We start from the raw sequence: 14,887 nt of genomic DNA, 5'->3' as shown, positions 1-14,887 counted from the left end.
GCGGACCGCGCAGGGTCTGGAATTCAGTGGCATATCCGCCATCGACGGCCATCAATTGCGTGCCGGGCGGCACGAGATCAATAAGTGCTGTCGCAGTTGCTGCCTCTGCTTGAAAGTACTAGGCATCAGGCAGCTTGATGCGAGATGACATGGTTATGGCGCGGGGCACACCCGAAATATGGTGAACCGGTGCCCCGCGCCAAAACAGTTGTGCGTGTCCAGGTAGTGACGACTAACCTTTAGGCACTCACGGTGACATTTGCGCCGAGCGGCACCAACGCGGTTGGTGCATCCTCGGCGGTCAATGCCAGATCTTCAAACTCGTTCACAGCATCCAAGGCTGCACCCATGGCGATGTTGGTGACCTTCTCCAGGATGACCTCGACAACCACTGGCACCTGGAACTCTTCGGCCAGGCGCTGTGCCTCGGCGAACCCGTCGGCCAGCTTGGCAGGATCCTCGACGCGCACCGCCTTGCAGCCCAGGCCTTCGGCGACCTTGACGTGGTCCACGCCGTAGCCGTTGGTTTCCGGGGAGTTGATGTTATCGAAGCCCAGCTGCACGTGGTAATCCATCTCGAAGCCGCGCTGCGACTGGCGGATCAGGCCCAGGTAGGAGTTGTTCACCACGACGTGCACATACGGCAGCTTGAACTGCGCGCCCACGGCCAGCTCTTCGATCATGAACTGGAAGTCGTAGTCTCCGGAGAGGGCGACAACCTTCTTCCCTGGCTTGCCGCGAACCACGCCCAGCGCAGCCGGACCGGTCCAGCCCAGCGGTCCGGCCTGTCCCGCGTTGATCCAGCGGCGAGGGCCGAAGACGTGCAGCATCTGCGCGCCGGCGATCTGCGACAGGCCGATGGTGGACACGTAGGTGGTGTCGCGGTCGAAGGCCGCGTTCATTTCCTGGTACACGCGCTGCGGCTTGATCGGGATGTTATCGAAGTTGGTCTTGCGGTGCTCGGTGCCCTTGCGTGCGGCGGCTGAATCGGCCCACGCGCTGTAGTCAGGCAGTGCACCTGCGGCCTTGCGCTCGCGCACCACCTCCAGGATGGCGTCGATCGCGGCGGCCGCATCCGAGGTAATCCCCAGATCCGGCGAGAAGACGCGGCCGATCTGCGTCGGCTCGATGTCCACGTGGATGAACTTGCGTCCCGCGCGGTACACGTCCAGGGCGCCGGTGTGGCGGTTGGCCCAGCGGTTGCCCAGTCCCAGCACCACGTCGGATTCCAGGAAGGTGGCGTTGCCGTACTTGGTGTGGGTCTGGATGCCGACCATGCCGGCCTGCAGTCGGTGGTCATCCGGGATGGCGCCCCAGCCCATCAGGGTCGGGGAAACCGGGATGTTCAGCTCTTCGGCCAGCTCAACGAGCTTGTCCGAGGCGTTGGCATTGATCACGCCGCCACCGGCGATGATCAGCGGCTTCTTGCCTGTCAGCAGCAGGTCGACGATCTTCTCCGCCTGGCCGCGGGTGGCCTTCGGCTTGTCCACTGGCAATGGCTCGTAGGCGTCGATGTCGAAGTCGATCTCTGCCATCTGCACGTTGATCGGCAAATCCAGCAGCACCGGGCCGGGACGCGAGGAGCGCATGATCTGGAAGGCCTTGGCGAAGGTGCCCGGCACAAGCCCTGGCTCCAGGATGGTCGAGGCGTACTTGGTGACCGGCTTGGCGATGGACTCGATGTCCACGGCCTGGAAGTCCTCCTTGTGCAGTACGCTGGTCGGCGCCTGCCCGGTGATGCACAGCATCGGGATGGAATCGGCGATCGCGGCATACAGGCCGGTGATCATGTCGGTGCCGGCCGGGCCCGAGGTGCCCAGGCACAAGCCGATCTTTCCGGTGGCCCGCGAGTAGCCGTCGGCAGCATGCGATGCGCCTTCGACGTGGCGGTGCAGGGTGTGGCGGATTCCGCCGTGATCCTTCATGGCCGAGTACAGCGGATTGATGGCTGCTCCTGGCAGGCCGAAGGCCTCGGTGGCGCCCTCTTTTTCCAGGATCTGTACGATGGCATCTACTGCGCGCATCTTTGGCATGGCAAACACGTCCTTTAGGAAGAACAATCAAGCTGTTCGTGGATAGCTGGGAAGAAAAGATAGAAACCTACGGCAGGCGGCGCGGCCCATGAGTCACCACAACGCCTGCTCCTTGAGCACCAGATCTCGGTAACGGACCGGAACGAAGTCCTCGCGCCCCACCTGCGGTGCCTGCTGCAGCGAACCGTGTACTGAAGCCGCAACGGGTCTCCGCGCTTATGGTGGAACGTGCCGTGATCTGAGGTGCAGGCGCTACCAGCGCCGCCCGCCGTAGGAAGATGTGTGGGCCCTAGGCAGGAACCGGGGCTTCGACCTTGCCGGAAAGGCGCTGTACGCCGCGGAAGAGGCCCGAGTGGTCAAGCGCTCCGTCGCCGGAGGCCACGGTGGAGGTGACCAGCTGGGCTACGAGTGCGCCCAGCGGCAGGACCACGCCGGCTTCGCGGGCGGCCGAGGTCACGATGCCCATGTCCTTGTTGTGCAAGGCCAGGCGGAAGCCCGGGGCGAATTCGCGGTCCAGGATCTTCTGGGCCTTCTGGTCCAGGACCTTGGAGCCGGCCAGGCCGCCGCCGAGGACCTTGATGGCTGCATCGGTATCAACGCCATAGGCTTCCAGGAAGACGACGGCTTCGCTCAGCGCCTGGATGTTGGCGGCAACGATCAGCTGGTTGGCGGCCTTCACGGTCTGGCCCGAGCCCGAGGGGCCCACCAGCACGATGGTCTTGCCCACGGCGTTGAGCACGCCCTGGGCGGCCTCGAAGTCTGCCGGCTCGCCGCCGACCATGATGGACAGCACGCCATCGATGGCTCCTGCCTCGCCGCCGGACACCGGGGCATCGAGCGGGCGCAGCCCGGCGGCGCGGGCCGCCTCGGCTAGCTGCACCGAAACATCCGGGCGGATCGAGGAGTTGTCGACCCACAGGGCCCCGGCCTTGGCGTTGGCGAAGACGCCTTCCTCGCCGGTGACCACGGCTTCGACATCCGGGGAGTCCGGAACCATGGTGATCACCACGTCGGCGTCCTTGACGGCTTCGGCGACCGAGCTGGCGCCCTGCCCGCCGGCGGCGACCAGGTCGTCGATGGCCTTCTGGCTGCGGTTGAAACCGGTGACGGTGAAGCCGGCGTTGACCAGGTTCTTCGCCATCGGCAGGCCCATGATGCCAAGGCCGATGAATGCAACGTTCTGCGACATGTCTTTCTCCAAAATCTTAGGTATGCGGGTGCTTTAGGCGTTGGCGGAGGCGGTCTTGAGCCACTCGAAGGCGGTGGCCTGATCCTGCTTGTATTCCAGGGCGACCTTGCCGGTGTAGCCCAGCTCGCGCGAGCGGTTGATCCAGTCGAATAGCGGCAGATCCCCGGTGCCCGGGGCTCCGCGGCCCGGTGCGTCGGCGATCTGGATGTGGCCGAAGTCCTTGGCGTGGGCCTCGATCACGGCGGCGACATCGTCGCCGTTGACGGCCATGTGGTAGAAATCGGCCAGCAGGGCGATATTGCTCTTGCCTTCCGCCTTGACGGCGTCGACGATCTTCAGCGCATCGGCGGCGGTCTTCAGCGGGTAGGCCTCGGTGCCGGAGACCGGCTCGATCAGCACGGTGCCGCCGATCTTGGCGACGCCTTCGGTGGCCACGAGCAGGTTCTTCAGGCCCAGCTCATCCTGTTCCTCGGGGGTGTAGTCCGCAAGGCGGTTGCCGTACAGGGCGTTGAAGGAGGTGCAACCGGTGGCTTCGCCGATGGCGGCCACGACGGCGACATTGTCCTTGAACTCGCCGCAGCGTCCCTTCCAGGACACCAGGCCGCGGTCGCCGGCGGGCATATTGCCTGCGAAGAAGTTCAGTCCGTCGAGCTGGACGCCTGCGTTCTTGATCGAGGCGATAAATTTGTCGACTTCCTGATCCGCTGGCACCGCTTCGGCAAATGGCCACCAGAATTCGACACTGTCGAACCCTGCCTGGCGTGCCGCTTCAGCGCGCTCCAGCAGTGGCAATTCAGTAAGAAGAATCGAGCAATTCAGAGTGTAGGACACCGGATTTCCCTCCAAGACCACGTTCTAAGTTTCCGCTTTATGGAAATTAGGTTTTGCTTTATGAAAACACTAAGGCTCCGAGCGGAGGGCTGTCAACCCTTGAGCGACATCCGGGCCAAGGCCTGCTGCCAACCCGCCTTCTGGGCGACCCTCCGGCATTGGGGGCAAGTAATCATTGCTTAATATGCGAAACGCAATTGTCGAAAATTCCACCGAATCCCAGTGGCCGGCCGCGTGGCATGGCCAACGAGTTTCTACCACATTTCCACTCCATGAAATCCGAATTCTCTATTGCGGTAGCCACCTCTTCGGCTTACAGTTGTATGTCAGGTGATGTGGCACACATCTCGGAGTGAATTTTTCTAGCTCAGGAGCAGCCATGAGTACACGACTCACAGGGGGTCCCGCGGGGCACCCCGACTGGCAACAGCCGTTTGCGGCCCAGCCGGTCGTTGGCACCCCGTCGGAGTTCTATCAGAACTTCGGCCAACCGATCTATCCGTAGCGCGCGGCGCGCTTTTTCCGCAGCGGACCCACGCGGCCCATCCACTACGAATAGACCAGCATGCATTGCGCATGCGCGCTGCAAGCGCACGGATATCCCCAAGCAGTCATGCTTGGCGGCTTCATCTGGCCTGCAGCAAGCTTCTGAGAAGAGGACCTCACCATGAGGCAAGATATTTCGGAGCACAGCTCCGCAGAATTAAATACGGCGCAGAGAACCAGCCAGGGAATCGATCATTCCAACCCGCACGAGCTCAGCCCCAGCCTGTACAACCAGGATTTGGCGCCAACCACCCGCAAGGGACGCTCGTGGAACGCCTACAGCATTTTCACCCTCTGGGCCAACGACGTGCACTCGCTGGGAAATTACGCTTTCGCCATCGGGCTTTTCGCCCTGGGCATGAGCGCCGGGCAAATCCTGGGCGCCCTGGCCATCGGCGCGCTTCTGCTCTTTGTTCTGCTGACCCTTTCGGGCTTCATGGGTGAAAAGACAGGCGTCCCTTTCCCGGTGATGAGCCGCATCGCCTTCGGAATCACCGGAGCCCAAATCCCGGCTCTGGTCCGTGGCGCGGTGGCCATCGCCTGGTTCGGCATCCAGACCTATCTGGCGTCCCAGGTCCTTTCGGTCATGGTGATCGCCGTGGCTCCCTCGGCAGCAGGCCTGGAGGATTCAAGCTTCCTGGGCCTGAACACCCTGGGATGGATCTGCTTCGTGGCCCTTTGGGCCATTCAGCTGGTCATCGTCAGCTACGGCATGGAGATGATCCGCAAATACGAAGCCTTCGCCGGCCCGGTGATCCTGGTGACCTTCTTGGCACTGGCCATCTGGATGCTCATCGAATCGGGCTTCAACATCTCATGGAGCACCGGTGAAACCAAGACCGGTGGCGCAATGTGGGCGGCAATGTTCGGCGCCGCCGCCCTTTGGGTCTCCATTTACGGAACCTTCGTCCTGAACTTCTGCGACTTCACCCGCGGGGCGCAGTCAAAGAAATCCATCGTCAAGGGCAACTTCTTCGGCATCCCGTTGAACATGCTCTTCTTCGGAGCCATCGTCGTGGTCCTCACCGGAACGCAGTTCTCCATCAACGGCAAGGTCATCACCTCGCCGTCGGATGTTGTCGGAGCGATTCCCAACACCTTGCTGCTGCTTCTCGCCTCCGCCGCGCTCCTGGTCCTGACCATCGCGGTGAACCTGATGGCGAACTTCGTAGCTCCCACCTACGCGCTGACCAACCTCTTCCCGAAGAAACTGAACTTCCGCAGCGCCGCGATGATTTCAGGCGTTATCGGACTGGTGATTTTGCCGTGGAATCTCTACAACTCCCCGGAAATCATCAACTACTTCCTCGGCGGCCTAGGCGCCTTGCTCGGCCCGCTCTTCGGCATCATCATGGCCGACTACTGGCTGATCCGCAAAGCGCGGATCAACGTCATGGACTTGTACCGCGCCCACCCCGAAGGCACCTACTACTTCACCCGTGGCGTGAACTATCGCGCTGTTGGCGCTTTGGTGATCAGCTCCGCCATCGCACTGGTGCTGGCCTTCGTTCCGGCGCTGCACGTTGTCGGATCCTTCGCCTGGTTCCTCGGTTCCGGCGCCGGCGCGCTCGCCTACCTTGCCCTGGCCAAGCGCCAGCATGACCTGACCGACATCGACGGCGAGCCAATCGCCGTGGCTCCGACCCACTAGGACCCCATGCGAATTCTCATCCTGAACGTCAACACCACCGCGTCAATGACCCAGGCCATCGGCGATTCGGCCCGGCAGGCCGCTTCCCCAGGCACCGAAATCATCGAGCTCACCCCGGACTTCGGTGCAGACTCCTGCGAAGGCAACTTCGAGAGCTACCTCGCCGCCATCGCCGTCATGGACAAGGTGGTCCGCTACACGGAGCCATACGACGCTGTCATCCAGGCCGGCTACGGCGAGCACGGACGTGAAGGGCTCCAGGAGCTGCTGGAGGTTCCGGTCGTGGATATCACCGAAGCCGCCGCTTCCACCGCACAGTTCCTGGGCCACAAGTACTCTGTGGTCACCACGCTGGACCGCACCGTGCCGCTGATCGAAGACCGGCTGAAGCTGGCTGGCCTGACCGATCGGCTGGCTTCAGTCCGGGCCAGCGGCCTGGGCGTACTGGAGCTGGAATCAGATCCCCAGCGCGCCGTGGCAGCCATCGTCGAACAGTCGCGAATCGCCGTGGAGCAGGACAAGGCCGAGGTCATCTGCCTGGGCTGCGGCGGCATGGCCGAACTGGAAGAACAGGTCCGGGAAGCCACCGGAGTGCCAATTGTCGACGGCGTCCGCGCCGCGGTGACCATCGCCGAATCACTGGTGCGCATGGGGCTGACTACCTCCAAGGTGCGCACCTACGCTCCGCCGCGTCCCAAGACCGTGACCGGCTGGCCACTGACCCAGGCGGTCAACGCGCTATAGCGCTGCCCCGCCAACAATGAAGGTCCGCTTCATCCACGCAGAATCAGGATGAAGCGGACCTTCCTTTGTCTCGATCTCCAGGCTCGGGCAATAGCCGGCGATGCAAACGGAGCGCAGGTTGTTAGAGCGGGCAGCCGCTCTTTCGGCCCTGTCGAAGCAGCCAGCGCCATGGCCGTTCTGCACATGTTGGGCACCGGCTGGCCCGACGCAGTGAAGCCAGCGGCCCCTGGAGAGTGCGCAGGGCCCGGCCAACCGACGGCAGCGCACGAGGAGGCGCACGATGAAGTGCTCGAAGGCGCATCGGTGTCGCCCCAGAGGGCATGTTCCATGCCATCTTTTCGCACGTGCGCCCCTCGGGCAGGATGCAAGGGCTGGATACACCTGCGGGCACCGCGCCCTCCGGATTCCTCCAGAGCGCACGGTGCCCGCAGACACCCGCTTCACATGCTTCTAAATCATTTGCGGAATCGCACCCCGGTTTAGCCGGCCGTGTTCTCCGGGTGGTGCTTCTCATGCCAGTGGCGGGCGATGTCCACGCGGCGGGTAACCCAAATATCCTCGTGCGACTTCACGTATTCGAGGAAGCGACGCAGTGCCGCGGCACGGCCCGGACGGCCAACCAACCGGCAGTGCAGACCAATTGACATCATCTTCGGCGCACCTTCTTGGCCTTCCCGGTAAAGGGTATCGAAGGTGTCCTTGAGGTAGGAGAAGAACTGGTCTCCAGAGTTGAAGCCCTGGGCGCTGGCAAAGCGCATGTCATTGGCTTCAAGGGTGTACGGGATCATCAGGAAGGGCTTGCCCTCGTCGGTGGCAACCCAGTACGGGAGGTCATCTGCATAGCTGTCGGCCGAGTAGAGGAACCCGCCTTCTTCCTGGACCAGGCGCAGTGTGTTGTCCGAGGGCTTGCCCTGGTACATGCCGTAAGGGCGTTCTCCGGCGACTTCGGTGTGCAGGCGCACGGCCTCGCGGATGTGGGCGCGCTCGACCTCTTCGGGGACATCCTTGTATTCCAGCCAGCGGTAGCCGTGGCTGGCAATTTCCCAGCCGGCCTCGTTCATCGCAGCGACGGCTTCGGGGTTGCGGCCCATGGCGGTGGTGACGCCGTAGACGGTGACCGGCAGGTCCATCTCCGTGAACATGCGGTGCAGGCGCCAGAAGCCAGCGCGTGATCCATACTCGTAGATGGACTCGATATTCAGGTTGCGCTGGCCCTGCCACGGTGCAGCGCCAACGATTTCCGAGAGCAGGCATTCCGAGGCGTCGTCGCCATCAAGGATGTTGCTTTCGCCGCCCTCTTCGTAATTCACCACAAACTGCACGGCGAGCTTCGCGCCTCCGGGCCACTGCGGATCCGGAGTATGGCGGCCGTAGCCGATCAAGTCACGCGGGCTGTCCAGGTCAATAAGATCCTTCATGAGGATTAGATTCCTTTCAAACGATGAAACTTTAATTCCGTCAGTCGGAATAGTGCTCTACATCATAGGATATGCCTTCGTCGCTCGGGAGTCTACATTTCGCCCGTCGCAGTGAGCTCTTTCTGCTTCTCTTGCGGCCTGGCTTTCGAGCCGTGAATTGAAGACCGCGATCCACGGCACTGGGGTACAGGGCGATTGCGACACCGCAGCCATCGCCACATTGAAAAAGGGCTTTGACGCTGAGCAGGCAATAGAAGTACTGAAAAGCCTCCCCGCGATACCATCACAACTAGTACCGCCATCGGCAACTACGCGTGAGACGAGTAGTAGCTATTGAGCCCGAGCCTGCACACTGCAAGATCAAGGAAATACTGTGAACAGCGAAAATCGGATTGTCATCACCACCGACTACCTCAGGCCGGGCGACGATGTGGACCAGCTCCTGAAGAGCCATGGCTACTGCCCTCACTACATGCCGCACAGTGGCCCGCGCAGTGAGGCCGAGCGCTCCGACCTGCTGGCGGGGGCTGTTGGAGCAATCATTGCCAGTGAACCCATCACCGAAAATATGATCGCTACCGCCGGGAATCTAAAGGTCATCGCTCGCAGTGGTGTCGGCTACGATTCGGTTGATCTTCAAGCAGCAACAAAGCACCAAGTGGCCGTATGCTCTACTCCCGGGGTGAACCACCATGCCGTGGCCGAATTGGCTTTGGGACTAATGCTCAGCATGGCTCGACAAATCCATCGAGTGATTCCGGAAGTAGCCGCGGGAAATTGGCCACGGGCCGCCGGAACGGAACTGCGCGGCAAGACTCTTGGAATCATTGGCTATGGCCCCAGCGGCCAAGCACTGGCAGCCCTGGGACTTGCTCTGGGCATGCAGGTTGTTGTGCATACTTCCCATCCGCAGCCGCCGGTGTCCGCAATCAGCTTCCAGGACCTCCAGGCAACCGCCCAAGCCGCCGACTACTTGTCGCTCCACTCGCGTCCCACCGGTGCAGGACCACTTGTTGATGCACTGCTGCTAAGCCAGATGAAACCCTCAGCCGTTTTGATTAACACGGCGCGCGGTTCCCTGGTAGATGAATCAGCACTGCTTGAGGCGGTGAACAACGGAGTCATCGCAGGAGCGGCCTTGGATGTAGTCAACGAGGAACCGCTTCCGGCTAGCCACCCGTTGCGCGGCCAAGAACGTATTCTGGTCTTCTCGCATCTGGCTGGGCAAACTCTCGAGGCCCGGCAACGCGCAGGGATGATGGCCGCTGAATCAGTCATCGCTGTGCTCGAGGGGCGCAAGCCCGTGCATCAGGTCAACTAGCCATCGCCGAAACCAACAACACAATGGAGCCAATTGTGAAAACTACTCATCGTATCGCCGTCATTCCCGGAGATGGCATCGGCAAGGAAGTGGTCCCCGAAGGATTGCGCAGCCTGGAAGCGGCTGCCCGCATTTTCAACCTGGACCTCGAGTTCACCCATTTCGATTTCGCCTCAGCCGATTACTACCTCAAGCACGGGACCATGATGCCCGGCGATTGGGAAGAGCAGCTAACCCATTTTGACGCCATCTACTTCGGCGCCGTCGGATGGCCGGACGTGGTTCCTGACCACATCTCCTTGTGGGACAGCCTGTTGCAGTTCCGCCGACGCTTTGACCAGTACGTGAATTTGCGCCCGGTCAAGTTGTTGCCCGGGGTGCCAAGTCCGCTAGCCAATCGAAAGCCGGGCGACGTTGATTTCTATGTTGTCCGCGAAAACACCGAAGGCGAATATTCGTCCGTGGGCGGCGTGATGTTCGAAGGGACCGACCGCGAAGTGGTGATGCAGGAAACTGTCATGACTCGCGTTGGCGTGGACCGCATTTTGAAGTACGCCTTCGAGCTGGCTTCACGCCGCGAAGCCAAGAGCCTTACCTCAGCTACCAAGTCCAACGGCATTTCCATCTCCATGCCATACTGGGACACCCGCGTGGCCACGATGGCCGAAAATTACCCCGGTGTATCGGTGGATAAATTCCATATCGATATCCTGACCGCGAACTTTGTCCTGCATCCGGACTGGTTTGATGTGGTGGTCGCTTCGAACCTCTTTGGCGATATCCTCTCGGATCTCGGTCCTGCGGTGACCGGAACCATTGGCGTTGCCCCCAGCGCCAACATCAATCCCGAAGGCCTCTTCCCGTCCCTCTTCGAGCCAGTCCACGGTTCGGCGCCAGATATTGCTGGCCGAGGTATTGCCAACCCGATTGGCCAGATCTGGTGTGGCGCAATGATGCTCGAGCATCTGGGCTACTCGCAGGCCGCAACCGCCATCCAGGATGCGTTCGAGTCGGTACTAGCCGAGGCCGACGCCCAGGTCCTCACCCCCGATTTGGGCGGACATGGAACAACCGGGATCCTTGGTACAGCCATCGCCGAGCGCATTACCAAGTGAATGCGCAGGCGTGTCCCAGTTAGCGCACAGACAGCGCGTTTAGAGTGGTAAGTACCTCATGAAGGTGCGAGTGATGACAAAAGTTTGGTCCCGATGCTTCGGCATCGGGACCAAACTTTTTTACTCTGTTCCTAGCTTGCTTCTACCAGCGACTCGGCTTCGGCATGTGCTGCCTGCTGGCGCGAGCGTTCACCCACCAGCGCCACGCCCATCGCGAGCACCCCGGTGAACAGGACGCCCAGCCCGATGTGCACCTGCAAGAAGGCGGCGCCAGCGGCCGCACCCAGCAAGATCAGCGCCACGGCCAGCAACCGGCGCTCCCAGTACTTGCCGCTGCCTCCGCCTAGTGGCGAATCCGCGGCAAGACCGGTCAGCGTGGAGGTGACCACGACCGTGGTCACGTCCTTGACTGCCAGATGGCGTGCGGTGCCCGCTTGGAGCCCCATGGCCGCTGCGATGAACCCGGTAATGGACAGGGCAGCTCCCTGGGCGGCGTGGTGCACACCTGCGAACAGGCCGATAGCGGTCAACGCCAGGCAGGCGCCGACTACCGCGATCAGAACCGTTGTTCTCCTGCTCCAGCCTGCGGATTCGCTTTTCAGAACTCGTCCGGCGATGGCCGCGCCCGCCACGAAGCCGACGAGCGCAATAGATGGCCCCAGAACTGGCAGGCCATCGGCGCCCATGAGCGCCATTCCGAGAATTACGACGTTGCCGGTCATGTTTCCGGTGAAGACCCTGTCCAGCCCCAGATAGCCGACGGCGTCAATGATTCCTGTCGAAAAGGTCAGAACGAGCATCAGGATCAGATGCATTTTCGCAGGGTCGCGGGGTTTGAGGGCGTTAGGCATGGTTGGTTTTTCTTTCGCTACGGTGGGATCAGTGCCTAGCGTAGGCCACCGCCCGCCAATCCCCCGCGCATGTTGCGAGAGCGCTTCACATCATCGCTTTCGTTACGACTGTCGCTCGCGTCCTGGATACAAAAAATCCCTGAATCCACGCGGATCCAGGGATTAATTGCACGCGGATTGTTTAGCTGATCGCTTCAGCAATCGGGGTCGAACCATCATAGAAGTTCACAGTCGATCGGACTGCAGCTTCAGTTTCCACCACGTGCACGATCACTTCAGCGACGTTTTCACGAGACACCTTGCCGGCCTCCGGAGCGGGAGCTTGGCCCTCGATGTTGCCAGTTTCATCAGCAATCACGATCGTCTTGCTGGCTGGTTCCAAGGTCAGTGCTCCAGGCCCAAGAATGGTGTAGTTCAGCTCGGTCTCGCGCAGGACAGCGTCGGCATCATGCTTGGCCTTGGCATAGGTGTAGAAGGAGTTTTCCGGGTCAAGACGATCGACATCCACCAAGGCCCGCGAATAGGAGACCATGACATAGCGCTCCACCCCTGCCTGCTTGGCTGCTTCCATGGAACGCACGGCAGCTTCGAAATCCACGGCGCGAGTGCGCTCTTCGTTTCCGCCGCCGGCACCTGCGGAAAAGACGATGGCGTGCGCTCCCTTGAAGGCTTCGGCCAACTGGCCTGCGTCGGCGTTCTCGATATCAAGAACCACCGGGTGGGCGCCGGTGGCAGAAATTTCAGGGGAATGTTCTGGATTGCGAATCAGCGAATCAACGGCGAAACCGCGTTCGACCAGTTTTGGTGCCGCAAGCAAAGCAATCTTGCCATGGCCACCAATGAGGACTACTCGACGTTCTTCAGACATGTACTGCTCCTTCTGATCATTGTTCACATCGCTACTCCCGGCATAACCGTTGCAGCTGGCGGGATATTCCGTGGACAGCAGCAGATGGGCTTAAGCTGGCAATCCGCTCCATGCCGGTTTCCTTCCGATTTCTGCGGGCGTAACCTCGGTTCATAGACCGACTCCCCGACGCAGGACATACGCTCATGAATCAGAAAACCCTGAACCTAGAACTGAGCAACGATCAATTTGCCGACCTTGCCAATGCCCTGGAAGACCACCGGGACTACTTCAAGAAACGGGCCGACGAAGCCATGCTCGGCTTCGGGCTGGACACCGGCTATTGGACTTCGCGTTCCCAAGAGGTGCAAGAACTACTGGATTTGGTTCTGCTCAATGCCCGCCAAGACCATTAAGGCCGGTCCGAGAACTCATCCTTGAGCAAGGCATAGGAATAACTATCCATCCACTGGCCGCTGCGATGCAGGCTATTGGCTTTTTCAAAGGCTTCCCTGCGCAGTCCCACGCGCTCCATGAGCCTGACCGATGGTTCGTTGGCGGCGAAACATCCAGCAACAACCCTGCGTAGCCCCAATTCCTCGAAACACAGCTCGATCACCTTGCTGACAGCCTCGGTGGCGTACCCGCGGCCGGCGAACTGCGGGTCAAAGCTCCACCCGAGCTCCGCTTCCACGGCCACGGTTTGCTCCGCAACTTCTCGCTGGCCCCACGCGTCCTTGATGTAGATCATGACCGTTCCGATTATTTGAGCCTGCCCATCCGGGGCGCTGATCTGAACTGCAATATCGCGATTAATTTTTCCCGACTCAAGGAACTGCGTGCGGTACGTTTCAAAATCCTGGGGACCAGAGGTGATCCATTCAGTTACTTCTGGCAATTTGCGATAGCTCCACGTCGTTTCCAGATCATTTTCGGTCAATCGGCGCAGGGAAAGCCTGCTAGTAGTAACCGGCCAGGTGATTTGATCCAAGGAAGCAGTCATAAACGCATCCTATCGAACCTTCGAAAAGTCCATGGCCGACTGAAGGCCACCACCCAAGCATTACTTGATAGTTAAATAAAGAAGTGTTTTGAGGGTTAATTTTCTCCACTATCGCCCAATTCACGGGCGAACTGGCGCGGGCATTGGATTCTTGGCGAATATTTTGACATGAAAGTACTACTCACGGTGACACAGTTAACACTTATGGAATTTCGCTTAATTCGATTAGATAAGGCTAAGCTAATAATTAGCTCATTCACTCACGCAACCAATGAAGGTTGCCATAAGAAAAGGACGTCATGGCCTCCATGAAGCTACGTGCCGCTGCTCTTCTGAGCGTTGCCGCCCTGTCCCTCTCCGCGTGCGGTGCCACCGCCGACACCGCCTCCGAGGCAAACGCCGCCGACACCAAAACAGTGACCTTTACTGACAACGAAGGCGAAAAGAGCGCGGCCATGCCGGCCAAGTCTGTTGTTGCCACCGACAACCGCACTTTCGAGACCTTGGATTCCTGGGGCATCAAGCTCACCGCCGGCGCGGTCTCGCTGATGCCAGACACCATTTCCTACACCAAGGACAAGGAAATCCTCGACCTGGGCAACCACAAGGAACCAAACCTTGAATCCGTTGTAACCGTTGAGCCGGACCTGATCATCAACGGCCAGCGCTATGCCCAGTACGCCGAGAAGTTCAAGGAGCTGGCTCCCGAAGCCACCATCGTTTCGCTGGATCCACGCGAAGGCGAACCTTTTGACACCGAGCTGGAACGCCAGACCACCACCCTGGGCGAGATCTTCTCGAAGCAGGATGAAGCCAAGAAGCTGGTGGACGATTTCGAAGCAGCGCAGAAGCGCGTCACAGATTCCTACAACCGCGAGGACACCGTCATGGGGCTGATCGCTTCGGGTGGCGAGCTCGGCTACTCAGCACCCAGCACCGGGCGCACTGTCGGTCCCATGTTTGATTTCCTGAACCTGACCCCGGCATTGGAACTTGAAGAGTCCTCCACCGATCATGAAGGCGACGATGTCTCGGTTGAAGCCATCGCCAAGTCCAACCCGGACTGGATCATTGTCATGGACCGCGATGCCGCAGTAGGCAGCGACGGCGAGGAATACAAGCCGGCCAAGGAACTGCTGGAAAATTCCGAAGCACTTCAGAATGTCACCGCAGCCAAGGAAGGCCACGTGGTGGTCATGCCTGCTGACACCTACACCAACGAGAGCATCCAGACCTACACCGAATTCCTCAACGAATTCGCTGACGCCCTGGAAGCTGCCAAGTAGCACCCGTGCATCTCCCACAGCTCTAGCGGCGGAGCCGGATTCCGGCTTCGCC

General features: G+C 60.6%; 14 protein-coding genes. 7 read left to right on the top strand and 7 right to left on the bottom strand.

The features are described 5' to 3' along the window. Window positions 1–239: 239 nt before the first annotated feature. From gcl to H6F58_RS00845, 3 genes are all read right to left on the bottom strand, one after another. Entirely contained in the window at window positions 240–2,033 is a 1,794-nt protein-coding gene (gene gcl, locus H6F58_RS00855) for a glyoxylate carboligase (protein WP_060702997.1), read from the bottom strand. 289 nt (window positions 2,034–2,322) lie between these two features. Further along, complete coding sequence (locus H6F58_RS00850; protein ID WP_195180863.1) at window positions 2,323–3,222, bottom strand: 2-hydroxy-3-oxopropionate reductase; 900 nt, start codon at window positions 3,220–3,222, stop codon at window positions 2,323–2,325. Between the two features lie 33 nt (window positions 3,223–3,255). Continuing rightward, a complete protein-coding gene (locus tag H6F58_RS00845) occupies window positions 3,256–4,053 on the bottom strand; it encodes a TIM barrel protein (protein ID WP_195180862.1) in 798 nt (265 codons plus the stop codon). A gap of 379 nt (window positions 4,054–4,432) precedes the next feature. On the opposite strand from H6F58_RS00845, the gene H6F58_RS18270 reads away from it, so the two are divergent. The 3 genes from H6F58_RS18270 to H6F58_RS00835 all read left to right on the top strand — a co-directional run bounded on the left by H6F58_RS18270 (window position 4,433) and on the right by H6F58_RS00835 (window position 6,994). Beyond that, a complete protein-coding gene (locus H6F58_RS18270) occupies window positions 4,433–4,558 on the top strand; it encodes a hypothetical protein (RefSeq protein ID WP_257720415.1) in 126 nt (41 codons plus the stop codon). 162 nt (window positions 4,559–4,720) lie between these two features. Further along, window positions 4,721–6,250 carry an NCS1 family nucleobase:cation symporter-1 gene (locus tag H6F58_RS00840; RefSeq protein ID WP_195180861.1) on the top strand — a complete coding sequence of 510 codons (1,530 nt, stop codon included), beginning with the start codon at window positions 4,721–4,723 and terminating at the stop codon, window positions 6,248–6,250. 6 nt (window positions 6,251–6,256) lie between these two features. Beyond that, a complete protein-coding gene (locus H6F58_RS00835; protein WP_171918469.1) occupies window positions 6,257–6,994 on the top strand; it encodes an aspartate/glutamate racemase family protein in 738 nt (245 codons plus the stop codon). A 479-nt stretch (window positions 6,995–7,473) separates the two neighbouring features. On the opposite strand, the gene puuE is transcribed toward H6F58_RS00835, so the two are convergent. Continuing rightward, window positions 7,474–8,412 carry an allantoinase PuuE gene (gene puuE, locus H6F58_RS00830; protein ID WP_171918470.1) on the bottom strand — a complete coding sequence of 313 codons (939 nt, stop codon included), beginning with the start codon at window positions 8,410–8,412 and terminating at the stop codon, window positions 7,474–7,476. Window positions 8,413–8,785: 373 nt separating this feature from the next. On the opposite strand from puuE, the gene H6F58_RS00825 reads away from it, so the two are divergent. Beyond that, entirely contained in the window at window positions 8,786–9,733 is a 948-nt protein-coding gene (locus H6F58_RS00825) for an NAD(P)-dependent oxidoreductase (RefSeq protein ID WP_348536350.1), read from the top strand. A gap of 35 nt (window positions 9,734–9,768) precedes the next feature. Beyond that, window positions 9,769–10,848, top strand: coding sequence for a tartrate dehydrogenase (locus tag H6F58_RS00820; RefSeq protein WP_195180860.1), 1,080 nt, complete (start codon window positions 9,769–9,771; stop codon window positions 10,846–10,848). A 131-nt stretch (window positions 10,849–10,979) separates the two neighbouring features. Here the strand turns inward: H6F58_RS00820 and H6F58_RS00815 are convergent, their stop codons facing one another. Both H6F58_RS00815 and H6F58_RS00810 read right to left on the bottom strand, forming a co-directional pair. Next, entirely contained in the window at window positions 10,980–11,699 is a 720-nt protein-coding gene (locus tag H6F58_RS00815) for a YoaK family protein (protein ID WP_060703003.1), read from the bottom strand. Between the two features lie 181 nt (window positions 11,700–11,880). Further along, the gene (locus tag H6F58_RS00810; protein WP_195180859.1) at window positions 11,881–12,567 is read right to left on the bottom strand and encodes an SDR family oxidoreductase; all 687 of its coding nucleotides are present in this window, start codon (window positions 12,565–12,567) and stop codon (window positions 11,881–11,883) included. 185 nt (window positions 12,568–12,752) lie between these two features. Between H6F58_RS00810 and H6F58_RS00805 the strand changes: the two genes are divergently transcribed. Next, window positions 12,753–12,962, top strand: a complete 210-nt coding sequence (locus H6F58_RS00805; RefSeq protein WP_060703005.1) for a hypothetical protein — start codon at window positions 12,753–12,755, stop codon at window positions 12,960–12,962. On the opposite strand, the gene H6F58_RS00800 is transcribed toward H6F58_RS00805, so the two are convergent. Continuing rightward, window positions 12,959–13,549, bottom strand: a complete 591-nt coding sequence (locus H6F58_RS00800; RefSeq protein WP_060703006.1) for a GNAT family N-acetyltransferase — start codon at window positions 13,547–13,549, stop codon at window positions 12,959–12,961. The genes H6F58_RS00805 and H6F58_RS00800 overlap by 4 nt on opposite strands. A 299-nt stretch (window positions 13,550–13,848) precedes the next feature. Here H6F58_RS00800 and H6F58_RS00795 point away from each other — a divergent pair, with 299 nt between their 5' ends. Continuing rightward, window positions 13,849–14,835, top strand: coding sequence for an ABC transporter substrate-binding protein (locus tag H6F58_RS00795; RefSeq protein WP_098945522.1), 987 nt, complete (start codon window positions 13,849–13,851; stop codon window positions 14,833–14,835). The last annotated feature ends 52 nt before the right edge of the window (window positions 14,836–14,887 follow it).

This window comes from Glutamicibacter sp. FBE19, from assembly GCF_015524875.1.
GTDB classification, from domain to species: Bacteria; Actinomycetota; Actinomycetes; order Actinomycetales; family Micrococcaceae; genus Glutamicibacter; species Glutamicibacter halophytocola.
Note: the sequence above shows the minus strand (reverse complement) of the source record. Positions and strands in the feature narration are given on the sequence as shown.